This window comes from Bacillus cereus group sp. BfR-BA-01331, from assembly GCF_022663915.1.
GTDB lineage: Bacteria > Bacillota > Bacilli > Bacillales > Bacillaceae_G > Bacillus_A > Bacillus_A mycoides.
Genome location: NZ_JAKUGJ010000015.1, coordinates 23075 through 44452, shown reverse-complemented (window position 1 = coordinate 44452; position 21378 = coordinate 23075). Strand labels below are relative to the sequence as shown.

Here is a 21378-nt window from a genome sequence, read left to right as displayed (position 1 = left end):
TTTCACATTATGCCTTCTACTAGTTTTTTCATATACATATCAACTTCAAGAAAGAATACTTGCTCTTTTTCCTCGGTATTAAGATGTACAGCACAATGCAAATATTGCTGTAAGTAGCGGTTAGCTTGTTCGTACTGTTTTAAGTTGTAGAAAGAGAAACAGGTAAGAAGTAAAAATGCTTTTTCTTGTAATATTGGAACGACAGCTAGTACAGGAGTCATGGAATGGATAGTTTCATGTGAAACATTATGCAATAGACTGTTCTTTTTGATGTTTATCCCGCATTAACGGGCAGTAAGACTCTCACTTCAAAATTCGGCTGGAGCAAAGAAGTCAGGTGGGAGATCAACTGCCCGTAAAAGCCTTCACTTTATAATGAAATCTTGCACTATTGCGCACTCCTTTAGAGATAGGTTTACTCTTCATCATAATCGTACGTAGTTAAGTTTTGTAAGAAGCTTTCAAAATTAGGTGCTAATTCAATAATTTCCTCAAACTCATTATCGATAAATATAACTGGAGGATTTTCAGCTACGTTTCGATAGTCTAGTGCAATCCACGTATGTCCGTCACCAGATAAAAGCACGATATTCTCAGGCATGTCCCATTCCTGAATTAAATAATGGCTCTCTAAAATACTAGACTCATTTTCATCAAAAGAAATGCCATATAATCCAGAAACATTAACGTGATCGTCTGCCCAAGAATTTGGCTCTGAAGTAGGATGAGTATCTAATCGAAGAGTTCCTCCGTTTTGTTCTTTTAGAAGATTTATGTACGATTCTGGGAGCTTTACGTTTAGTACTTCTTCTGCTTTTTTTATTAGTTCGTCGTTAATAGGTGCTAATTTTAAATAGTCATCTTCTGCCCAAAGTGTAGTCTTCATATTTGGTCACCTCAAATAATAGTTTTATAAACTTTATTTTGTATATTATAGTTAATTAAAAAATTGCGCAATAGAGGGAGAAAATCTTATGATTAACCACAATAAAATTAAACAACTTTTAGCACATGTAGATCACGCTGAGGATAATGAAATTGAGTTAGAGTGTGAATTTGAACCTATGACAATCGAATTATTTAATAGTGAAGAAATAGAAGAAGGACAACTTGGTTATAGCTTTGATGAGGAAGGGCAAAGCTTAGTCGGAAATGAAGAGGGAGATTGGAAAGAGGGATGGATTGTAATTGGGATAGATTCCTATCTCGGAGACCCGATCTTTTTAGATAGTAATGATGAGAATTATCCGGTTTATACAGCTATGCATGGTGAGGGAGATTGGGAGCCAGAATGTATAGCTAAGCGTATAGAAGATGTTATTGAGAAAGTGAAGGGTAATGTGGGATAGTTGTGTAAGTGGAAATATGTTTGAAATAGTAGAGAGCTAATTTGTGAAGTCTCTTAAGTCGAGATTTTAGGTTTGGTCATATTACAATAGTAGTTTAACAGGAGAAGGGTGTGTCAAAATGATTTTGATACATCCTTTTTTGCGAATATACAAGATATTTAACATAGTGTATTAAATGTCTTATATATGAGTATTCTAATATATTTAATAGTAAAATGGAATATAGAATGGATAATTGTCGGAATGTATTCGATTTTTGTTCATTTTTATGAAATATAACTATTTTTTGTTAGATTCCTTCTTTTTATAGATATACAATAAAGTTATATAGAAATAAGAGAAGGATGATGTACGTGAAGGACACTGTTTTACAAGAAACAATTTCTCCGCAAGAATTACATAAAGTTGTTCAAAAGAATACAGCTTATTATGACTTTAAATGGGGCAAAGTAGAAAACCCAGCGCAAGGGAATACGTGGAATTGGGTAGCCTTTTTCTTTCCAACTTTTTGGTTAGCTTATCGTAAAATGTATAAGTTGTTTATTATACTTACATTATTATCGGTACCTAGTGTACTTGTAGCCCCTTTTATAGACATTCCGGATGGGATTTTTTTATCAATTAGTTTAGCTTTTCAATTAGTAATGATGATATTTACTGGATGGCAAGGAAACCGTTTATATTATAAGCACGCTGTTCGTATTTTACATAAAGCAGAAGATACGCTTGATCATGAGAAGGCGTATTACTTACAATCAAAGGGTGGCGCTAGTTTTGCTGGTATGATTGGTTTACAAGTTATAGTAGGGATAGTATTTGGTGTAGCCACGTTCGGACTCTCCTTGTTACCAACTGAGCCGAATATAAAAAATGTTGTTCGTTCAAGTGATGAAGGATTTACTTTAGAGGTTATGAATGATAATCCAACTTGGAAGTTTGTAAAGAAAGAAAAGGATTATGACGTAGTAGAGTTTACTGGTTATGATTATGAAGAGAAGAAAAATATAAAAATTAAATTTGCTGTTTATTTTAGTGAAGACTATTTTGAATGGCAAGAAGTATATGAGAATAATAAGAAGTTAAGTGAAGAAGAGTTAGAAGAATATCAATTTTACATTGAAGAGAATAGTTGGAGTTTCTAGAGAGAGCTCGTTCATTTTGAAAAGAAGAATCTTGTGAGGGTTCTTCTTTTTATATATTAGAAAAGTAAATAATATTAGGAGGAAAAGAGAGTATGATGGATGTACATTTTTATGATTGGGCTAAGAAACGTCCTAAAAAACATTATAATCGATTACATGAAATGAGAATTTTTGAATTGATTTTTTCAAAGGAATTAAGTAAGTGGGATCTTGGATTAGAAAATGTAGAAAATATTGATATCTACTGTCTAGCAAATCCTAATAAAGATATTTCTTATGAACTACATGAGGTCCGAGGGGAGATTTGTATATCCGTGCCTTATGATTATATGCAATTTTTAAATTTGGAATCAGTTGAGGAGAAGTATAAGCATTTTTGTGAGTTGGTTTACCTCTATGTCGTGCCAGCTATTGAAAAGTATTCAAAAATATCATTAGAAATGATTAAAGAGTATGTGAATGAAGCGCTTCAAGAAATAGAGAAAGAGAATTACGAGATTGTGTTTTTAGTGGATAAAACACCGAAGAAGAGCCCAAGTCGAAAGAAAACGGCTATATTAAAAGGAATTCATCGTTCGGAAGGATTTCAGCTAATGTGTGAAGTGTATAACGATAAAGGGCTAAGAGTAGTAAATAAATTACTCGTAGAAGAAGTAGGGAATGCAGTAGTCTATTCTAGATTTTTAGGCAAACTAAAATGGGAAAATGAGCACTTAATAGTAGTGAAATCCAAGACAAGCAGCTGGATGGAAGAAGTACATGTCGAATAAGCTAATTAACGAAAAATGTGAACACAAAACGCCATACTAATTGAAATTTTGTAAAATACAATAAAAAATGAGAATTCCAGGTAGGCTTGTCAATAACGTAAGACTATGGCACTATAAAGAAATGCTGTACAAATTTTATTTATCGAGATGTAAACATCAAATTTGATTTTTACGTATAAATAATGAACGGAGGAAATGAATTTATGGCTACTTTACCAAATTGTCCAAAATGTAATTCAGAATATACGTATGAGGATGGCGCTCTTTTCGTATGTCCAGAATGTGCCCATGAGTGGGGTCAAGAAGCGGAAGCTGAAAGTAATGATGGTGCAAAAGTTGTAAAAGATGCGAACGGAAACGTTCTTCAAGATGGCGATGCTGTTACTGTAATTAAAGATTTAAAAGTAAAAGGAACTTCTTCAGTTGTAAAGATTGGTACGAAAGTAAAGAGTATCCGTCTAGTTGAGGGAGATCACGATATTGATTGTAAAATCGATGGTTTCGGAGCTATGAAGTTAAAATCACAGTTCGTTAAGAAAGCGTAAGATTAGCAAAGAAAAAAGACGCTCTGTAAGTAACTTGCAGAGCGTCTTTTTTATGATTGTACGTCAACTTCTTTCAACTGGCACCGCTTATTAAAGAACGTTTTATACCCAAGCTGTAAGAAGATAATAACAGAGAAAGCTGTACTTCCAGAAATGCCAAGTATAATCGCAATTTGATATTGGATAGCTGTAAATGGTGATACACCGGATAAAATTTGTCCTGTCATCATGCCTGGGAGACTTATAATTCCCATTCCGACCATGGAATTAATTGTTGGTAAAATAGCAGAATCGAAAGCGTCCCGTATGAGCGGAGCAGCTGCTTGTTTTGGAGTTGCGCCAAGCATAAGTGCACCTTCAATATGGTCTCTTTGTGATTTCATACTGTTTAAAAAGGTGTTTGCCCCGAGGCAAATACCTGTCATAGCGTTACCGATTAGCATGCCGGCAATAGGAACGATATATTGCGGAGCATACCAAGGATCGTGTCCGATAATGACAAAGATAAATAGTAGAAGAGGGCCAATTGATCCAGCAATCATGGAAATGGCAGCAACTCTTTTTAATTCTTTTGACATAGGAAGGTTTATTCGTTTATAAATGTTGAAAATAGCAAATGTAGTAATAGAAGTAATGAGAGCTATTGTATAAAACGGATTACTATTTTCAAATATGTATGTAAGAACATATGCAACTAGTACAAGCTGAATTGTCATACGTAATGTAGCAATTGTAATTTGTTTCTCACGCGGTATTCCTTTTAATTTCACAAGCCCGATTAAAATAAGGATGAAAATATATGCAGCTGCAAGTTGCCAAATTTGTAGTTCAATAACGCCCTTCAATTGATAGCACTTCCTTTCTAGTTGCACCGTTTGTTTTACTAATTTCAATAATATCGTCTGCGATTTCTTCTGGAAGTTGTTGCGAGTGCGTGATGAAGATAACTGTTTTTTTCTTTTCTTTTGCCAGTAGAGTGAATTGTTTCATAACGCGGCGTTCTGTGTCACCATCTAGTGCCGAAGTTGGTTCATCTAATAAATAGACGGGCGGATCCATTAGTATAATACGAGCGAAAGCAAGTCTTTGTTTTTCGCCACCTGATAAAGAAGAGGCGTTATCTTCTAATTTTTTATCTAGGCTAACAGTCGTTAATGCGCCTTGCAAGGCGTCGTCATTTGGAAATGGCTTTTCAGAAAATCTAAGTCCCATTAATAAATTATCTTTAATTGTTCCATCAAAAATAGGCGAAGTTTGTCCGAGCATGACAACTTCACGGCGTAATTGAATGGGAGGATAATCTAAAATAGATTTTCCGTTATATTCAATTGTGCCAGATGTTGGTGATTGTAAATCGTTTAACATGCGAAGTAATGTGCTTTTACCACTACCACTTTCACCGATAATACAAGTTGTTTTTTCTTTTTGAATCTGTAAATAAGGAATGTGTAGAATATCTTTATATGTGATGTCTTTTAATATAAACATAAATTGCTCCTTTCTGATTCTAGTTATATCGTATCAAAAAGAGAGAAAAATAGAAAAATAAAGTCTCTTTAGAAGGAACATCTTTTTTCTTTGTTTTAAAACTTTGCGCGTGGCAGGAAAAGTCACTGACCGATCCTATACATAGCCAGTCCCTCTCGACCATTTAAAAAAATGCTTTTTTGTCGGTTTTTCATAGAGTGACTGAGTAGTTACAAAAAATGAATAGAAAAAGGCTGTCTACTATGTAGGCAGCCTTTAAAGTATTAACCGTTATGATATTTGTACATCCAAAGAAGACCGGATTTTAATAATCTCGGTACACGTCCCATTAATGGTTGGTTTGCTAGTAAACCAAATCCGTGTTTTTTGCCGAGAGAACCGAGAACACCTTTTAATTTAATAACAGGCAGTTCATCAGGAAGGGGTTCATTATTCCAACGTTTTAATAATATTTGGACAATTTGTTCTCCTTGACCTTCAGCAAGTTGAGCAGATGGTGCGTGTGGAAGTGCTGCACAATCTCCTACGACATAAACGTGCTCATTATTTGGAATATTGTGATATTTAGTTAAAACAACCCGTCCGCTACCATCTTGTTCTACTGGAAGGTTTCGAACAACTTCATTTGCTTGAATACCAGCTGTCCAGACGATTGCATCACATTCAAGTGGTTCATCATGGTTGTATACAATGTTTGGTTCCACTTTTGTAATGTTAGAGTTTCGTATAATGGTAACTTTATGTTTTACAAACCATTCTTCTACGTATCTACTTAATTTCTCTGGATATGGGAATAAAATTCTATCTTTTCGATCAAATAAATAGATTTTTAAATCTGAACGGCTTTCGCGAAGTTCACTTGCCACTTCAACGCCGCTTAAACCAGCCCCAACGACAGCTACTGTTGCATTTGGTTCTAAGCTATTTAATTGTTCATATGTCTTACGTGTTTGTTCAATTGATTGTAGGCTATGTGTATATTCCTTTGCCCCAGGAACGTTATGATATTTATCTTCACAGCCAAGCCCGATAATTAAATCATCATATTGAATCGTTTCACCGCCATCGAGATGAATGGCTTTCGTTTCGAGGTCAATATTTGTTACTGTTCCGTATTGAATATTGAGACGTGGGTGCTCAGGAAACGGTATGCGAATATGCGTTTCTGAAATTGTACCCGCAACTAATGCATAATATTCAGTTTTAAAGCAATGATATGGTACTTTGTCGATTAATGTCACTTGTACATCATCTGGAAGTTGGTTGCTTGGAAGTAGCCGCTGCAGAATTCTCATTCCACCGTAGCCACCACCTAGTAGTACGAGGTGTTTCATGATGGATTACCCCTTTTCTGTTGAAATATCCCCTAATCATACAATTTTATATTAATAAAATATTTTGACTTTACACAATCAAATTATATCGAATTTGTGAACAAATAACAATGCATGAATGAATACTCTGTTGTACAATAAGAAGAAAAGTAAAGTAAGTGGTTTTCATTTTCTAGTTACTATTTACTATTTCATTATGAGTAGTATGTTATATAAAGAAGACCATCTATTATGAAGTGAAATAGTGAAGTAACTAAATAGTTTAGAATATATAACGAAAACAACAAGAAACAGCTTAGTTTTCTTCTTATAAATAAAGTGGAATGGTAATAAGTAGAGAGGGTTACTTATCCGTTTCGCAAATTAGGTATGCACATACCATATAAAGTAAATGGTAATTTGTTTAGAGATACAGGGGGGAGAGAGTTTTGATTAAACCATTAATCGAATTTTGTGTAGGTAACCTTGCAAGCGGTTCGCAAGCAGCTTTAGAAAAATTAGAAAAAGATCCTAATTTAGACGTAATGGAATATGGTTGTTTAGGATATTGTGGCATCTGTTTTGAAGGTCCATTTGCACTTGTAAATGGTGAAGTTGTACAAGGTGCAACAGTAGAAGAACTTGTAAATAATGTATATGATTATATGGATGAAAATCCAATGTTTTAAAGCGTTGCAAACAGGCAACGTTTTTCTTTTTTCATTTATCCCGCTATTTGCGGGCAGTAAGACTCCCACCTCAAAATTCAGCTGAAGCAAAGAAGTTAGGTTGAAGCCGTGTTGCCCGTCCCCCCACTGATTAAAGTTTCACTTTATTAGGAGTGTTTATTTCGAAAAAAAAAGCCCTTTTAGAAGGGCTTTTTTCTTACACGATTTGTGTAAGAACGGCCTATTGCCAAAACACTGTCAAATATGAGAAACGGGGGACATTCATATTGTGTTCTAAAAGCATGCATTTTATACTTGAAATAATAAATTATTTTTGGAGTGAATAAAAATGAGCCAATTTTCTTTTACAAAAATGCATGGTCTTGGAAATAGTTATATATATGTAAATATGTTTGAGGAACAAATTAGAGAAGAAGATTTAGCAATTGTAGCGGAAAAGGTTTCAAATATTAATACTGGTATTGGTGCAGATGGAATGATTTTAATTTGTCCTTCTGACGTGGCACCAGTAAAAATGCGCATGTTTAATAACGATGGCTCAGAAGGAAAGAGCTGTGGAAATGGTTTACGCTGCGTAGCGAAATATGCGTATGAGCATAAACTAGTAGAAGGTAAAGTTTTCACAATTGAAACGTTAGCTGGTATTGTTACGGCAGAAGTAACGGTAGAAGATGACAAAGTTACATTAGCGAAAATCGACATGGGAGCACCTCGTTTAACACGTGAAGAGATACCGATGCTTGGTGAAGGAGAAACACCATTTATTCGTGAAAACTTCTTATACAATAATCACCGTTATGCATTTACAGCTGTTTCAATGGGGAATCCACATGCGGTTATTTTTGTTGATGATGTAGAAAACGCGCCTCTTACAACGTTAGGACCGGTTCTTGAGACGCATGAAATGTTCCCAGAGCGAGTGAATGTTGAATTCATCGAGATTTTGAATGATGAAGAGATGAATTTCCGCGTTTGGGAACGAGGATCTGGTGTAACACAAGCTTGCGGGACAGGAGCATGCGCAGCTGTCGTTGCGGCAATTTTAAATGGGAAAATGGAACACGGTAAAGAAATTACGGTTCACTTAGCAGGCGGCGACTTAATGATCGCATGGACAGAAGAAGGAAATGTATTAATGAAAGGACCTGCGGAAATAATTTGCCGCGGAGTGTATGAGTACAAGATAGAAGCGTAAAGATGTATAATAGAATGAGAACAGAAAGGATGGTGTATTTCATGATTGAAGTAACAGAACAAGCAGCTTTTCAAATTAAAGATATGTTAAAAGATGCTGAAGATGGAGAGAAGTACGTGCGCCTTGCTGTACATGGCGGCGGATGTAGTGGTCTTTCTTACGGCTTAGGATTTGAAGTAGAACCAAAAGAAGACGACACAGTTCTTGAGTTTTTCGGTGTTGAATTTGTTATCGATAAAGAAAGTGCTCCGATTGTAAAGGGAGTGAAAGTTGACTATAAGCAATCTATGCTTGGCGGCGGATTCACAATCGACAATCCAAACGCGATCGCATCATGTGGATGCGGATCATCTTTCCGTACAGCGTCGAATGCTGGTAAGCCAGAAGATTGCTAAGTTTTTTCATCCCTTTATTCTAAGTGGTAATTGAATGGGTAGGTTGCATATAAAGACCTTCTTAGCGATGAAACCAAATCGTTAAGAAGGTCTTTTCTTTTGCGCTAAAAAGAAAAAGAGCATGACAAAGATAACGAATATATGCAAGAAGAAGGCTAAAGAGGATGCATGAAGGTGCAGGCTATATCGAATTGTATAGAACTGACTCGTTCCATATTAATTAAAATACGCTGATTACTAGAAATTAAAAACTACCGGAGGAATTACAATGAAGTCATTTAAGAAAGTACTGGTATTAGGGATGACGTTGGTTACAGCATCAATATTTGGAGCTTGTTCTAACGATACAGACGTGTTAACAAAAGCGGGAGCAAAGCAACAAGTGAAATCGGAAGCGGAAGTACTAAAAGAACAGAAGGAAACCCCTATGACTACGAGCGAACGTGACAGCATTAAATATGAGGACGCTACATCGTCACAGAAGCGTTATATTTCTCGTGACGAAGCCGAAAAGATTGAGGAAGGCATGACATATACGGATATCCTTAACAAGATTAACTACGGTGGTGAGAACATAAAACATTATAATAACAAGGAAAAACGCGTGTTTTATACTGAAAAGGATACGGATGGTACATATGAAATTATGGTTGAATTAAATACATATGGTTACGTTGTTAATATTGAACGCACTGCTATAAAGGATGCGGATAAAGAGAGTCAGGTATCTACGAAAAGCAGTGAAGAGCCTGTAAAGAAATATGAAGAAAAAAACGACCGCGTACCGTGGTATAAAGATGTAAATAACGATTCGGCGGAAGTAGACTATAATCACTATTTGAAAATCAAAAAAGGTATGCCTGCGAATCAAGTAAAAGCTGCGATTGGACAGCCACGTATGATTGAGAAATATAAATCGTATTCAGTATACGGCTATACCGGTTATGGCGGCGAAGGAACATTACGTGTAATCTTCGAACCAAATGGAACTGTTACGCAGGTAGTAGAAGATGGATTACAACGATAATAAATTAATTACGGGAACAATTGCAGTAAAGTTGTCGGTGGCTTTATAAAGTCTTGGAGAGAGAACCGTGAGTAATCGGAGAGGACAATGATGAACGAAGATAAGATAACGATAATTATGCTAGCAGTATTAACAATAGCGTTAGTATTTGTTGGGGTTTCGTCCAAATTCAATAACCTCATTGTGGACGCTATCGCCGTACTATTTTTGTTGATAGCTACTGCAGTAGGCGCAGCGGTTGTAACAGAACGTAGATTGCGCAAAAAGAATGGGAAGTAGCAGTTTTTTGTACGAGCGGGAGGGACGCAAGATTGACGATGTTTTTGAATTCGTAAGGAGATATGTGATTAAACCTATAACTAGATTTGTAAGTTACATTGTAATAGATATCATAATAGAGTGCGTAATAGAAGGTGTAAGAAGCGGTATAAGGAAATTACGTGATAAGATTCGTGACAAGTGGAAAAATTGGCGTGGAAGACGTTATTGGCGTTAATAGATTGTCATGACTAGGCTAGATGAGTGTCAATAACGTTTTCAATGAAAAAACACTGATTAAAGTTTTAATTTACTATCTTACAAAAGTGTAATGTTTATGTCATGTTTTTGAATTTCTTCTTTAAAGCGAAGGCCTTAAGATAACAATATAAGAAAAACATATGAGGTGAAGGAATTGAAAAGATATATTGCACTTTTTAGTATTTTAGTCGTATTTGCAAGCCTATTAGTTGGCTGTGATTTAAACCGTATGGGTAAAGATGAGTATTACGTTCAAATTACAGTAGATGGAAAAGAGTATAATGGTAAATCTGATAATGGTGAACCATATAAAGATTACGAATATAAACTAACTGGTTTTGATAAAGATGGTAAAGAGAAAGAATTAGAATTCATAGCGCAAAAAAATCTTCGTAAAGATGCATTCCTACGTGTATATCATTCAGATAAAAAAGGTGTATCAGCTTGGGAAGAAGTGAAGAAAGACGAGCTTCCTGCGAAAGTGAAAGAAAAATTAGGTGCAAAATAAGAATGAAAAAAGGAATTGACGAACAGGGTCAATTCCTTTTTTCGTTCTCAAAATCCTCTTCTGAAATGACTTTAAATCCGTGTCTTTTAAATAAAGCAGTTGTCACTCCGTAACCAGTTTGTTTATTGCCGTTAAATTCCCCTGTGTAAATAGTAGAACTACCACAAGATGGACTGCGTTCTTTTAAAATAATATATTCTGGTTGTAAGCCTTTCAGTTGTTCCAATGCTTTATAAGCACCAAGCACGAAAGCTTCTGTAACATCTTCACCGTCTTTTGTCATCACTTTCGCTTTTCCGTCTAAAACATCATCGCCATTCCCGCCAATAATTTCAGCTGAAGGGCGTGGTGTAGGTAAACCGCCCAATACTTCGGGGCAAACGAGGATGGTGTCTTCTCTTTGTAATAACTCTTCTATTTTTGAAACGAGATTATCGTTACCATCATACCGACAAGCGATACCACCTAAACAAGCGCTAATTACAATCATATTTTCATCTCCAGTAAAAAAATATTAAATATCACGCCAATTTCTCTTCCGGCCTCTTACTTATAAATGAGGTGATAAAAATGGGAAGCTTATATAATTTAATGAAACCATATAGTCAATTTCGAAGTAAAGAAGAGTTTAATACATATCAAAAACAAGTTTTGAAGTGCTATCGATTTCAATTGAATAAAACGGATGCTATCATTATTCATTTTTTAGGAAAGTATGCAGTGAATGAGAAACAGAAAACAGTGGGAGTTGCTTGTCCGTTAATGGAGACGATTGCTACAAAAGTTGGAAAGAGTATTCGTACGGTACGCCGCTCGATTGCCAAGTTAGAGGAACTAGGGATTATAAAACGTGTTGCGACAAAAGAAAGATATAAGCGCGGGGGATATAGTGCAAACTTATATGTATTTCTTAAATCTGCGATTGACCGCATGGATGACCGTATGAAAATGTCCGCATGTGAAAGTGATGATCGTGCAGATGGCTGTAGTGGAAATGAGCAAAAAAATGAGGGGGAAACAATTCTTTCTAAAAACATTCCACAAATAAAAGAGAAAAGAAAAGTAACGTACGAGCTTGATGAAACGTATTGTCGTCACGATATACCGAAGCCTTTTATATATGCACTGGTGCCGATGACGAGTAATCCGAAGAAGATTAATATATTTTGGAGTAAGGTGGAACTTGCTTATAAAAAGAGCGGATTACTAGAGCAAGGTGCTTTATTAGAGGGAATATTAGCTGATGAAGAAGTGTGTGGAAATTTAATTTGGCGGGTGAAAAGTGTTGTGAGAGCGTATAAGTACGGAGAAATTCGTAAAGATGTTGGTGCATTATTGTATAGTACGATGCGAGATTTATTTTTAGAAATTGGATTAGAGTGGGGAGCGGCATTAAGGAGAAGTAAGGGAATACCGTTATTCGATCCATTTAAAAAGGAGCCATGCGTATAATACATGACTCCAAGTAGCTAATCGAACTTTCTTACAACTGGAACACGAATTGCTACAAATAGTACAAAGACGATAACGGCGATTGCACCGCTTTTCATAACCGTTACAATTGGAATGCCTATCCCAAGTGCAAGCGATGTAAATGCGTAAGAGAGCGGAATGAATCCCATCGATGAAAGCATGAGTAAGCTCATCACGCGTCCCATCATCTCTTCTTTTACTGTTGATTGAATCATTGCCATAAGTGGAACGATAGCCATCGCAATTGTAATACCGTAAAACATTCCAGCTAATAACGCTTGCCAAAGTACGGTGCTAAAGTTGATGGCTAGGAAGAATACACCAGACAGTAGCATCATGATAATACAAAATAGACCACGTCTGCGGTTAATGTTTTTTAATCCGACAATGACAGCTCCTATCGCCATCCCGCCGCCAACAGACGCTTCTAAGTAACTAAACTGAAGTGAATCACCGTGCAGAACGTTTTTGACGAAGAGCGGGAAGCCTACTTGCATTGGGCCGATTAAAAATAAATTTAAAAAGGCGCTACATATAAGGAAAGTTGAAAGAAATGGTGATTCTTTTACATATGAAATTCCCTCTTTAATAGAAGTAAACATGCCTTTATCTGTTTCATTTTTTTCGGGTACTGTAAATTGTATTTTTTGAACGAGTATCGCAGCGATAATGAGTAGCAGGATTGTAATTGAAAAGATTGTTTCATAGTTCGTAAATTTAATGAGAATACCGCCAAGTACAGGGCCCAAGATGACCGATCCTTGGTTTGTCATTTGAGTAAGTGAATTTGCTTGTGTTAAACGGCTTTTTTCTACAAGTTCAGGCAGAATAGATCCATCTGCTGACCAGAAGAAAGCGTCAGCAAGTCCGAAGAACAAAGCAAACAAAGCAAATGTATATAGTGTTACATCACCGACGATGAACCAGGTGAGAATGGTTGCGACAAGAATAGCGCGAATAATATTAGAGTAAAACATAATATTTTTTTTCGGGAATTTATCAGCTAATGCACCGCCGATAATCATAAAGATGAGTCTTGGAACACTAAGAGCCACGAAAACAATACCGAGTGAAGCCTCAAGGTTTAATGTTTTTGCTATGTACCATGTTTGTGAAAAAGTAAAAAAGGCTAAAGCAAAACTTGAAAAGAGAGTAGCTGCCCAAAGAAAAAGGAAGTTCGTATTTTTTAATAACGGTTTTCCGCTTCCTTCTAAAGCAGATTTATTTTGTTGTAGTTCCTCCATATTGCTTCCTTTCTATGTACCAAATTTAGACTAAAAAACCTATTAACAATCGTTTTATACAGTTTCTAATATTTCTATACTGCACTTTCTCATTGTAGACAATAATAATGAATTTGCACAGTGGCTATTTAACGACAAAAAAGAAGATACCAAAGGGTATCTTCTTTTTTGTCATTCACGCTAAGGCAATATAAATATCCACTTGTACGTTATTTGGATCTACTGCATTTTCGTCATAAAGCTCAAAGTCTGTTGTAAAAGCACGCTTGTTTTCTTTCGACCATTGCCAAATATATTCCCAAGCTTCACAAACGACTTCAGACACAGGACCTTTTCTCGTTGTAAATACCGCATACGTAGCAGCAGGTATTGTTAAAGCTGTCATATTTTCAGGAACGTCTTTTAATGAAGAAACAGGCATGCCAATAGTAAATTGATATGTACCAGTTTCATCTGATTCGTAGTTTGAGTAGAAAGCGAATGTTTCTTTTGTTTGTTGATTTGGGATGTGATGCATGATTTGTTCTTGGAAGTATTGGTTCCAAAGTTGTGGGATTTTTCCTTCAGTAGATGCTTCTTTCTCATTTGTCGTCGTAATAGAAACGCCGATTGCTTGGAAAGCTTCTTTTTTTACGATAATAGGTTCTTTCATGAATAAAACCTCCCTTTATTAAATGAAACGTATGTTCCGTTTTTATTGTAACATATTTTGGAAGGAAGTAGTGTTTTTTTATCAAATTGCAATGTATTTTAGTTAGGAAAAGGAGAGAGTATGAAAAGAACTCCTTTCACGTAAAAGGAGCTCTTTTCATTTCTATATTAAAACATACTTGAGCTATGCATTGGTTGAAGTTTTGCGTTTGGATCGAAGTAAGCTTTTGCATTGTTTACTGCTGTCGGTGCTTCACCAAAGCCGCAAGCAATGAGTTTTACTTTTCCTTCATATGTACAAATGTCACCAGCAGCGTAAATGCCAGGAATATTTGTTTCCATTTTTGAGTTCACGAGGATGCTGTTCTTTTGAATATCTAAGCCCCAATTTTTAATTGGACCAAGTGAAGAAACGAAGCCGTAGTTTACGATTACGTCATCAACATCGATGATAATTTTTTCTTCTGTTTTTACGTGCTGAAGAACAACTTGTTCAATAGTATCATCACCGATAAGTTCAACTGGAACGTAAGGTGTGCTTACTTCTGCACGGGAATTCATTAAGCTTTCTACGCTATGTTCATGTGCACGGAATTTATCGCGGCGATGAGCAATTGTAACTTTGTCCGCAATCGGTTCTAACATCATTGTCCAATCTACTGCTGAGTCACCACCGCCGAATACAACGACGCGTTTTCCAGCAAATTTATTCATATCATCAACGAAATAATGTAAGTTTTTCTTTTCGTATTTTGCTGTGCCTTCTAATTCTAAGCGGCGTGGTTGGAAAGCACCATTACCAGCAGTAATAATGACAGATTTAGAGTAGTGAGTTTGTTTATTTGTAACAAGTTTAAATATACCGTCAGCTTGTTTTTCAAGCGTATCAACAGCTTCTTCTAAGCAAACAGTTGGATCGAACTTTTTCATTTGTTCTTTTAAGTTATCAACTAACTCTTGTGCGCGCACTTTTGGGAATCCAGCTACATCATAAATATATTTTTCGGGATATAGTGCGGATAATTGCCCTCCAAGTTGAGGTAAGCTTTCAATAATTTTTACACTTGCTTGTCTCATTCCGCCATAAAATGCGGTGAATAGTCCTGTTGGGCCACCACCAATAATCGTTATGTCGTAAACTTTTTGATTTTCTGTCATTTTCATTCCCCCTATAGATGATGGAATTTTAATATTGATTTCATATATTGTTCATATGTACATGAAAATCCTGCAAATGATGACACTTTCAAATAAATGATAGCATATTTCAGTTAATAATACTTCTGGAAACGACTGAATAATAAGTAAGTTTGCGCATAGATGTTTTAGAATTGTATAAAATATAGCGAAAGGAAAATACATGAAAAAAAGGCTGAAAAACCCTTGAAAACGCTATGTTATTTTAAAATATTGATAATTCTCTAGGTGCTTGAATTATGGAATGAAACCGACTAATATAGGGAAGTATTATGTTAAATTTCTATGACAAATTTCGTACGATTTTTTGACTGCGTTTTGTTATGATATAGAATGTGATAAATTCCACATTCTTGACAAATAGAGTTTTTAGTACTTGGTATTATTTTTTATTACTATTATATAAAGAAAAGGGTTGTGATTTAGTGAAGACTCCAAAAATCGTAGTTTTAGGTGCAGGTTATGGCGGGATGATTACGACTGTTCGTCTGCAAAAAACATTATCTGTAAGTGAAGCTGAAATTACGTTAGTAAACAACAACAGCTATCACTACCAAGCAACTTGGTTACATGAGAGTGCAGCTGGTACATTACAAGATGATAAAATCTGTCTAGATATTCAAGACGTTATCGATACAAATAAAGTGAACTTTGTACAAGATACAGTAGTAGAGATTAAAGCTGCTGAAAAACGTATTATCTTAAAAGATGGTGAATTAGAGTATGATTACTTAGTAATCGGTCTTGGTTTCGAATCAGAAACGTTCGGAATTAAAGGATTAAAAGAGCATGCATTCTCAATCACTAACATTAATGCAACTCGTCAAATTCGTGAGCATATGGAAGAAAAATTCGCCCAATATGCGACTGAAAAACGTGATGAGTTAGTAACAATCGTTGTTGGTGGCGCTGGATTTACTGGTATCGAGTACGTAGGTGAGCTTGCAAACCGTATTCCTGAACTTTGCAAAGAGTACGATGTTCCACGTGAAAAAGCACGTATCATCTGTGTAGAAGCTGCTCCAACAGCACTTCCTGGTTTCGATCCAGCATTAGTAGAGTACGCTGTAAAACAACTTGAGAAAAAAGGTGTAGAATTCCGCATCGGTACAGCAATTAAGGAAGCAACTGAAGAAGGTATTATCGTTGCCAACGGTGATGATGCTGAACTTCTTAAATCTGAAACTGTAGTTTGGGCTGCAGGTGTTCGTGGTAATGGTATTGTGGAAGAGTCTGGATTTGAAGCAATGCGCGGACGTATTAAAGTGGATGAGTACATGCACGCTCCAGGTCATGAAGATGTATTCATGGTTGGTGATGCAGCGTTAATCATCAACGAAGAAATTAACCGTCCATACCCACCAACAGCACAGATTGCAATTCAAGAAGGTTATAATATTGCACACAATTTAACTGTGTTAGTTCGCGGCAAAGGTGAAATGAAAAAGTTCGCATTTGATAATAAAGGATCTGTATGTTCATTAGGTCATGACGATGCAATGGGCGTTGTTATGGGCAAAAAGTTAACAGGTTGGAAAGCTTCATTCATGAAGAAAGTAATTGACAACCGTTACTTATTCTTACTAGGCGGACCTTTATTAGTTCTTAAAAAAGGTAAATTGAAGTTCTTTTAATATATAGTAGAAAAAGCAGAAACGGCTATGAGCTGTTTCTGCTTTTTTCGTATTGAAAATATAGTATAATATATAAAAAAGAAAGAATATTCTGTTCGTTTCGATGGAGGAGGTTACATCATGGGGAAGCGAGGGAAAGTGTGGTTAGCTGTCAGTGGCTTAGTAGCTACAGAAGATGGGAGATGGCTATTCGTTAAGAAAAAATACGGTGGATTGAAAGGGCAATGGTCTTTACCTGCTGGTTTTGTTAATGAAGGCGAGACTGTTGATGAAGCTGTGAAACGTGAAATATTGGAAGAGACAGGCATTGTTGCTCATGTAAAGGGGATCATTGGTATTCGCTCAGGTGTTATTCATAATGAAATTAGTGATAATATGATTATTTTTCTTCTAGAGCCAGAGGGAGAAGACGTTATCGTACAGGAGAAAGAATTGTCGGAAGTAGCTTTTTTACATCCGGAAAATATTGCAGATGATCAAAATACTTCTGTACTCATCAAATATTTATTAGAAGGAAGAGCAGAGTCGCATTTTGAAATGGACAAAACATTAAATCCAGGAGAGCAATTTGGTTATACGGCTTATCATGTGTTTACGGCGTATGCGAAGGAGAGGGAGAAGAAGTGAGTATACCGGTACTACTTATTTCAATGATGTTGTTCTTTATTTTATTTTTTGGAATTGGATTTTTACTCAACATGATTTTGCGAGCTACGTGGGTAATGGTTATTGTATATCCGATTATTTGTATGCTTATTATTAATAAAGCGAGTGTATGGGACTATTTTTCAAAGCCAAAAGAAACATTTTCTTCATTTGGGACAAGTGTATCGCATTTAGGACACGCAGATGTGTTTATTCTATCTACTGGATTAGTAGGTGCTGCTTTAGCAGGAATCATAATTAAAAAACTTCGAAAAAGTGGATATCAAATGTTTTAATCTCCAATCAATTTGGAGATTATTTTTTTGCATATTCCTTCATCGTATAGGGAATGATTAACGATGAAGGAGTGTGGAATATAAAAATGTTAAAACGATATTGTATTCGCATTATGATGACTTGTTTACTTGCATTCGCATTATGCGTAACATGGCAGGCTTTCACAGGAGTTTCTTTATTAGAGATTATAAAATCATATGAAGGAACAAGTGTAAAAGAAGTACATGCAGCAGAAATTGAGAAAAAAGTTGCTCCGAGTAAAGAAGTGATAAATGCTTTAGAGCAGGCAAATGACTGGTCTAAATATCGTGTTATAGAAATGACTGCAACTGGTTATACATCAGGTATAGAGTCAACTGGAAAGAGGGCGGGGCATCCAGAGTATGGCATTACATATTCAGGTGTTAAAGCAAAAAGGGATTTATATTCCACAATCGCTGCCGATTTACGCGTATTCCCGCTTGGGACAATTCTATTCGTGCCAGGTTACGGATATGGTGTTGTAGCTGATAAGGGCGGTGCTATAAAAGGAAATCGTCTCGATTTATATTATGATACGGTGAAAGATGTTTATAGCCAATGGGGTAAGAAAAAAGTAAATGTGTATATAGTGAAAATAGGAAATGGCAAGTTTTCGGAAGAAGAGTTAACGATGTTAAATCAAGACGAAACGATGCAAGTGTTTCGTGGACAATATTTAAAACAAAGATAGTCTAGTGGCAATAACGCTAGACTTTTTTCTTGTCTTATTTCACCATAGAAGATATTGGAGATAGCATCTTTATCCTGCTATTTGCGGCCGGTAAAACTCCCACCTCAAAATTCAGCTGGGGCAAAGAAGTTAGGGGGGAGCCCTGCTGCCCGTAAACGCCGATTGGTGCGGGCTGATTAAAGTTTCACTTTATATGAAATAACAGAATTTAGAATTGTCGCATTTTATCGAAAATAAAGTTATAATGGACGTAGAGAAATTTAGGGGGTCTGAACATGTTTCAAGTACAAAAAGAATTAGTAAGTCATGAAGCGGTAATTGTTGCCTTATTTGAAGAAGATAAAACGAGTAGCTTTGTACAAGAACTGGATAAAGCGTTTGAAGGACAATTACAAGTTTTATTAGAAGAAAAAGAACTTTCAACTAAGAAGAAAGCCATTTCAAAAGTACATAGCTTAGGAAAAACAAATGTTAAACGTTATTATTTTGTTGGTTTAGGTAAGAAAGAGTCATATACAACAGAAACGTTACGTGCGGCTCTTGGTAAGGCGTTTAAAGCGTTACAAGCAGCAAAAGTACAAGATGCAGCAATCTTACTTGATTCTTTCGTGACAGATAAATTAGATGCGATTGATGTAGCTCATATTGCGGCAGAAGTACAAGGTCTTGGTACATATGAATTACAAACGTATAAAACAGATAAAAAGGATCGTGTAGAATTAGAGAAGTTTACGGCTATTACAGCAGAAGATGCACAAGAAATTGAAGCAGCATTAACGGTAGGATATGTACATGGACGTGCAACGAATTCAGCTCGTACGCTTGTAAATATGCCGCCAAACGTATTAACAGCGACAAAGCTTGCTGAGTATGCAGTTGAATTAGCAGAAAAATACGATATGGATTATAAGGTTCTTGAGAAAGAAGAGATGGAAGAGCTTGGTATGGGTGCATTACTTGCAGTAAACCAAGGATCTACTGAACCTCCAAAAATGATCGCTCTTATTTATAAAGGAAAAGAAGAGTGGAAAGATGTAATTGGATTTGTTGGAAAAGGGATTACATATGATACAGGCGGTTATTCTTTAAAACCACGTGAAGGCATGGTTGGTATGAAAGGTGATATGGGCGGCGCTGCAGCTGTTCTTGGCGCGATGGAGATTATCGGTGAACTTCGCCCTGAGCAAAATGTAATTGCTGTTATTCCATCAACTGACAACGTTGTAAGTGGTACAGCATTTAAGCCAGATGATGTGATTACATCTATGAGCGGAAAAACAATTGAAGTATTAAATACAGATGCAGAAGGTCGCCTAGCGTTAGCTGACGGTATTACGTATGCGAAGAAACTTGGCGCAAATTACTTAGTTGATGTTGCAACATTAACAGGCGGTGTAATTGTTGCACTTGGAAATCATACAACAGGCGCGATGACAAATAATGAAGAATTGTTTGAACAAGTGTTAGAGGCTTCTATGGAAACGGATGAGCCAATTTGGCAATTGCCGATTTTTGAACGTGATAAAGAACGTGTCAAAAGCAGTAAATTTGCTGATTTAAATAACTCACCAGGCCGTGAAGGACATGCGGTTATGGCTGGGACATTCATTGGTGAATTTGCAGAAGAAACACCATGGGTACACTTAGACATCGCTGGAACATCTGAAACATCAGGAGCACATGATTTAGGACCATCTGGAGCAACAGGTGCAATGGTGCGTACACTTGCAACACTTGTTGAGCGTTTCGGAGAAGAATAATTTTTGAAGAAAAGGCTGTCTCAAATTTTTGGGATAGCCTTTTCTTATTGATATGGTATGACTATTGTAAGTTTTTGTCGGTAAGTCGATACTCCTTGTCGAAACGTCGATATATTTGGAGTTACGGTTCATATAATTTCATTTATTATTTTACCGTTCCAAAAAGTGCTACATAGTGAAAGATTCGTCCTATAAAGAAATCGTATATAACGTCCCGCCTAAAGCGAATGAAGTACGGCCTGTTTCCTCAGAGACAACTAATATAAGTGCATCAATTTTCTCGGATAAGCCAATTGCAGCCCTATGACGTGTTCCTAGCTCAGGATTGATTTCCATGCTTTTTGTTAATGGAAGAATATTAGCTGCTGAGACAATATGATTATTTTTAATGAGAACGGCTCCGTCATGAAGAGGGTTCCCTGGATAAAAAATCGATTCAAGTAGTGGCGCGGTTAAGTGTGCGTTTAATGTCGTTCCAGTTTGAATGAAAGAATCAAGAGCGTCACTTCGTTCCACAATAATAAGAGCACCGTGTTTTCGAGCGCTTAAATGTTGGACAGCTGTAGTGATGAAATGTGAACTTTCCGTATAAGGTGATAAATATGCTTGAATATAATATGTAGCTGCTAACGTCTGTACATTTGTTAACATATGATGAATATCTTCCATTTTACATAAAATACATTCATCTTCTTTATCGATTGCATGCTTCATGTTTGATAATTCTTTTTCAGCAATTTCAATCATCTGCTTTGTTTTTATTTTGAGCTCTTCTGACAAGCCCCATTCTTGCATAATCCTCATTCCCTTTGGTGGAGTATTTAA

At 36.1% G+C, this 21378-nt stretch carries 26 protein-coding genes and 1 pseudogene; 17 read left to right on the top strand and 10 right to left on the bottom strand.

All coding sequences use genetic code 11. From position 1 onward, the window contains the following. Window positions 1–2: 2 nt before the first annotated feature. Both MR155_RS21950 and MR155_RS21945 read right to left on the bottom strand, forming a co-directional pair. Window positions 3–278: pseudogene (locus MR155_RS21950) on the bottom strand (DUF4304 domain-containing protein); the annotation flags it as partial. A gap of 137 nt (window positions 279–415) precedes the next feature. Then, a complete protein-coding gene (locus MR155_RS21945) occupies window positions 416–886 on the bottom strand; it encodes an SMI1/KNR4 family protein (RefSeq protein WP_242311078.1) in 471 nt (156 codons plus the stop codon). Between the two features lie 88 nt (window positions 887–974). On the opposite strand from MR155_RS21945, the gene MR155_RS21940 reads away from it, so the two are divergent. The 4 genes from MR155_RS21940 to phnA all read left to right on the top strand — a co-directional run bounded on the left by MR155_RS21940 (window position 975) and on the right by phnA (window position 3806). Beyond that, window positions 975–1349, top strand: coding sequence for a hypothetical protein (locus tag MR155_RS21940; protein ID WP_242311077.1), 375 nt, complete (start codon window positions 975–977; stop codon window positions 1347–1349). 347 nt (window positions 1350–1696) lie between these two features. Then, a complete protein-coding gene (locus tag MR155_RS21935) occupies window positions 1697–2491 on the top strand; it encodes a DUF2628 domain-containing protein (protein WP_242311076.1) in 795 nt (264 codons plus the stop codon). A 92-nt stretch (window positions 2492–2583) separates the two neighbouring features. Further along, window positions 2584–3261, top strand: coding sequence for a hypothetical protein (locus MR155_RS21930; RefSeq protein WP_242311075.1), 678 nt, complete (start codon window positions 2584–2586; stop codon window positions 3259–3261). A gap of 203 nt (window positions 3262–3464) precedes the next feature. Continuing rightward, the gene (phnA, locus tag MR155_RS21925; protein ID WP_002089332.1) at window positions 3465–3806 is read left to right on the top strand and encodes an alkylphosphonate utilization operon protein PhnA; all 342 of its coding nucleotides are present in this window, start codon (window positions 3465–3467) and stop codon (window positions 3804–3806) included. A 50-nt stretch (window positions 3807–3856) separates the two neighbouring features. On the opposite strand, the gene MR155_RS21920 is transcribed toward phnA, so the two are convergent. The 3 genes from MR155_RS21920 to MR155_RS21910 all read right to left on the bottom strand — a co-directional run bounded on the left by MR155_RS21920 (window position 3857) and on the right by MR155_RS21910 (window position 6628). Beyond that, window positions 3857–4651, bottom strand: a complete 795-nt coding sequence (locus MR155_RS21920; RefSeq protein ID WP_219301058.1) for an ABC transporter permease — start codon at window positions 4649–4651, stop codon at window positions 3857–3859. Continuing rightward, entirely contained in the window at window positions 4635–5294 is a 660-nt protein-coding gene (locus MR155_RS21915) for an ABC transporter ATP-binding protein (protein WP_242311074.1), read from the bottom strand. The genes MR155_RS21920 and MR155_RS21915 overlap by 17 nt, the downstream gene beginning before the upstream one ends. A gap of 263 nt (window positions 5295–5557) precedes the next feature. Continuing rightward, window positions 5558–6628 carry an NAD(P)/FAD-dependent oxidoreductase gene (locus MR155_RS21910; protein WP_002192372.1) on the bottom strand — a complete coding sequence of 357 codons (1071 nt, stop codon included), beginning with the start codon at window positions 6626–6628 and terminating at the stop codon, window positions 5558–5560. 428 nt (window positions 6629–7056) lie between these two features. Between MR155_RS21910 and MR155_RS21905 the strand changes: the two genes are divergently transcribed. The 7 genes from MR155_RS21905 to MR155_RS21875 all read left to right on the top strand — a co-directional run bounded on the left by MR155_RS21905 (window position 7057) and on the right by MR155_RS21875 (window position 10940). Further along, window positions 7057–7296 carry a YuzB family protein gene (locus MR155_RS21905; RefSeq protein ID WP_002015892.1) on the top strand — a complete coding sequence of 80 codons (240 nt, stop codon included), beginning with the start codon at window positions 7057–7059 and terminating at the stop codon, window positions 7294–7296. 328 nt (window positions 7297–7624) lie between these two features. Further along, the gene (dapF, locus tag MR155_RS21900) at window positions 7625–8491 is read left to right on the top strand and encodes a diaminopimelate epimerase (RefSeq protein WP_012261916.1); all 867 of its coding nucleotides are present in this window, start codon (window positions 7625–7627) and stop codon (window positions 8489–8491) included. 41 nt (window positions 8492–8532) lie between these two features. Next, on the top strand, window positions 8533–8886 hold the full coding sequence (locus MR155_RS21895; RefSeq protein ID WP_002034566.1) for a HesB/IscA family protein: 354 nt from the start codon (window positions 8533–8535) through the stop codon (window positions 8884–8886). Window positions 8887–9154: 268 nt separating this feature from the next. Beyond that, entirely contained in the window at window positions 9155–9913 is a 759-nt protein-coding gene (locus tag MR155_RS21890) for a hypothetical protein (protein WP_061690100.1), read from the top strand. An 87-nt stretch (window positions 9914–10000) separates the two neighbouring features. Then, a complete protein-coding gene (locus MR155_RS21885) occupies window positions 10001–10192 on the top strand; it encodes a hypothetical protein (RefSeq protein WP_061690101.1) in 192 nt (63 codons plus the stop codon). Then, entirely contained in the window at window positions 10182–10409 is a 228-nt protein-coding gene (locus tag MR155_RS21880; protein WP_242311073.1) for a hypothetical protein, read from the top strand. The genes MR155_RS21885 and MR155_RS21880 overlap by 11 nt, the downstream gene beginning before the upstream one ends. A gap of 177 nt (window positions 10410–10586) precedes the next feature. Further along, window positions 10587–10940 carry a YxeA family protein gene (locus tag MR155_RS21875; RefSeq protein WP_242311072.1) on the top strand — a complete coding sequence of 118 codons (354 nt, stop codon included), beginning with the start codon at window positions 10587–10589 and terminating at the stop codon, window positions 10938–10940. A 28-nt stretch (window positions 10941–10968) separates the two neighbouring features. On the opposite strand, the gene MR155_RS21870 is transcribed toward MR155_RS21875, so the two are convergent. Beyond that, complete coding sequence (locus tag MR155_RS21870) at window positions 10969–11430, bottom strand: 2-thiouracil desulfurase family protein (protein ID WP_242311071.1); 462 nt, start codon at window positions 11428–11430, stop codon at window positions 10969–10971. Window positions 11431–11510: 80 nt separating this feature from the next. On the opposite strand from MR155_RS21870, the gene MR155_RS21865 reads away from it, so the two are divergent. After that, complete coding sequence (locus tag MR155_RS21865; RefSeq protein ID WP_242311070.1) at window positions 11511–12392, top strand: helix-turn-helix domain-containing protein; 882 nt, start codon at window positions 11511–11513, stop codon at window positions 12390–12392. A 17-nt stretch (window positions 12393–12409) separates the two neighbouring features. On the opposite strand, the gene MR155_RS21860 is transcribed toward MR155_RS21865, so the two are convergent. The 3 genes from MR155_RS21860 to MR155_RS21850 all read right to left on the bottom strand — a co-directional run bounded on the left by MR155_RS21860 (window position 12410) and on the right by MR155_RS21850 (window position 15466). After that, a complete protein-coding gene (locus MR155_RS21860; RefSeq protein WP_002034542.1) occupies window positions 12410–13657 on the bottom strand; it encodes an MFS transporter in 1248 nt (415 codons plus the stop codon). Window positions 13658–13832: 175 nt separating this feature from the next. Further along, complete coding sequence (locus tag MR155_RS21855) at window positions 13833–14309, bottom strand: GyrI-like domain-containing protein (protein WP_242311069.1); 477 nt, start codon at window positions 14307–14309, stop codon at window positions 13833–13835. A gap of 167 nt (window positions 14310–14476) precedes the next feature. After that, on the bottom strand, window positions 14477–15466 hold the full coding sequence (locus MR155_RS21850; protein ID WP_061690105.1) for an NAD(P)/FAD-dependent oxidoreductase: 990 nt from the start codon (window positions 15464–15466) through the stop codon (window positions 14477–14479). 464 nt (window positions 15467–15930) lie between these two features. Here MR155_RS21850 and MR155_RS21845 point away from each other — a divergent pair, with 464 nt between their 5' ends. The 5 genes from MR155_RS21845 (at window position 15931) to pepA (ending at window position 20553) form a co-directional block, all read left to right on the top strand. After that, on the top strand, window positions 15931–17139 hold the full coding sequence (locus MR155_RS21845; RefSeq protein WP_002067919.1) for an NAD(P)/FAD-dependent oxidoreductase: 1209 nt from the start codon (window positions 15931–15933) through the stop codon (window positions 17137–17139). Between the two features lie 120 nt (window positions 17140–17259). Beyond that, on the top strand, window positions 17260–17766 hold the full coding sequence (locus tag MR155_RS21840) for an NUDIX hydrolase (protein ID WP_002015875.1): 507 nt from the start codon (window positions 17260–17262) through the stop codon (window positions 17764–17766). Then, window positions 17763–18080, top strand: a complete 318-nt coding sequence (locus MR155_RS21835; RefSeq protein WP_002089308.1) for a YuiB family protein — start codon at window positions 17763–17765, stop codon at window positions 18078–18080. Before MR155_RS21840 ends, MR155_RS21835 begins: the two co-directional genes overlap by 4 nt. 86 nt (window positions 18081–18166) lie before the next feature. Further along, window positions 18167–18793, top strand: a complete 627-nt coding sequence (locus MR155_RS21830; RefSeq protein WP_219301091.1) for a 3D domain-containing protein — start codon at window positions 18167–18169, stop codon at window positions 18791–18793. 275 nt (window positions 18794–19068) lie between these two features. Then, complete coding sequence (pepA, locus tag MR155_RS21825; protein WP_242311068.1) at window positions 19069–20553, top strand: cytosol aminopeptidase; 1485 nt, start codon at window positions 19069–19071, stop codon at window positions 20551–20553. Between the two features lie 189 nt (window positions 20554–20742). Here pepA and cdaS read toward each other — a convergent pair whose 3' ends face one another. After that, window positions 20743–21348 (bottom strand): sporulation-specific diadenylate cyclase CdaS, encoded by a 606-nt coding sequence (gene cdaS, locus MR155_RS21820; RefSeq protein ID WP_002067925.1) that lies wholly within the window; start codon window positions 21346–21348, stop codon window positions 20743–20745. Window positions 21349–21378 lie beyond the last annotated feature (30 nt).

Excerpts from the sequence above, each read along its gene's own strand:
- MR155_RS21945 (WP_242311078.1), bottom strand. The coding sequence starts at position 886 with ATGAAGACTACACTTTGGGCAGAAGATGACTATTTAAAATTAGCACCT.
- MR155_RS21940 (WP_242311077.1), top strand. The coding sequence starts at position 975 with ATGATTAACCACAATAAAATTAAACAACTTTTAGCACATGTAGATCAC.
- MR155_RS21935 (WP_242311076.1), top strand. The coding sequence starts at position 1,697 with ATGTACGTGAAGGACACTGTTTTACAAGAAACAATTTCTCCGCAAGAA.
- MR155_RS21930 (WP_242311075.1), top strand. The coding sequence starts at position 2,584 with ATGATGGATGTACATTTTTATGATTGGGCTAAGAAACGTCCTAAAAAA.
- phnA (WP_002089332.1), top strand. The coding sequence starts at position 3,465 with ATGGCTACTTTACCAAATTGTCCAAAATGTAATTCAGAATATACGTAT.
- MR155_RS21915 (WP_242311074.1), bottom strand. The coding sequence starts at position 5,294 with ATGTTTATATTAAAAGACATCACATATAAAGATATTCTACACATTCCT.
- MR155_RS21910 (WP_002192372.1), bottom strand. The coding sequence starts at position 6,628 with ATGAAACACCTCGTACTACTAGGTGGTGGCTACGGTGGAATGAGAATT.
- dapF (WP_012261916.1), top strand. The coding sequence starts at position 7,625 with ATGAGCCAATTTTCTTTTACAAAAATGCATGGTCTTGGAAATAGTTAT.
- MR155_RS21895 (WP_002034566.1), top strand. The coding sequence starts at position 8,533 with ATGATTGAAGTAACAGAACAAGCAGCTTTTCAAATTAAAGATATGTTA.
- MR155_RS21890 (WP_061690100.1), top strand. The coding sequence starts at position 9,155 with ATGAAGTCATTTAAGAAAGTACTGGTATTAGGGATGACGTTGGTTACA.
- MR155_RS21885 (WP_061690101.1), top strand. The coding sequence starts at position 10,001 with ATGATGAACGAAGATAAGATAACGATAATTATGCTAGCAGTATTAACA.
- MR155_RS21880 (WP_242311073.1), top strand. The coding sequence starts at position 10,182 with ATGGGAAGTAGCAGTTTTTTGTACGAGCGGGAGGGACGCAAGATTGAC.
- MR155_RS21870 (WP_242311071.1), bottom strand. The coding sequence starts at position 11,430 with ATGATTGTAATTAGCGCTTGTTTAGGTGGTATCGCTTGTCGGTATGAT.
- MR155_RS21865 (WP_242311070.1), top strand. The coding sequence starts at position 11,511 with ATGGGAAGCTTATATAATTTAATGAAACCATATAGTCAATTTCGAAGT.
- MR155_RS21860 (WP_002034542.1), bottom strand. The coding sequence starts at position 13,657 with ATGGAGGAACTACAACAAAATAAATCTGCTTTAGAAGGAAGCGGAAAA.
- MR155_RS21855 (WP_242311069.1), bottom strand. The coding sequence starts at position 14,309 with ATGAAAGAACCTATTATCGTAAAAAAAGAAGCTTTCCAAGCAATCGGC.
- MR155_RS21850 (WP_061690105.1), bottom strand. The coding sequence starts at position 15,466 with ATGACAGAAAATCAAAAAGTTTACGACATAACGATTATTGGTGGTGGC.
- MR155_RS21840 (WP_002015875.1), top strand. The coding sequence starts at position 17,260 with ATGGGGAAGCGAGGGAAAGTGTGGTTAGCTGTCAGTGGCTTAGTAGCT.
- MR155_RS21830 (WP_219301091.1), top strand. The coding sequence starts at position 18,167 with ATGTTAAAACGATATTGTATTCGCATTATGATGACTTGTTTACTTGCA.
- pepA (WP_242311068.1), top strand. The coding sequence starts at position 19,069 with ATGTTTCAAGTACAAAAAGAATTAGTAAGTCATGAAGCGGTAATTGTT.
- cdaS (WP_002067925.1), bottom strand. The coding sequence starts at position 21,348 with ATGCAAGAATGGGGCTTGTCAGAAGAGCTCAAAATAAAAACAAAGCAG.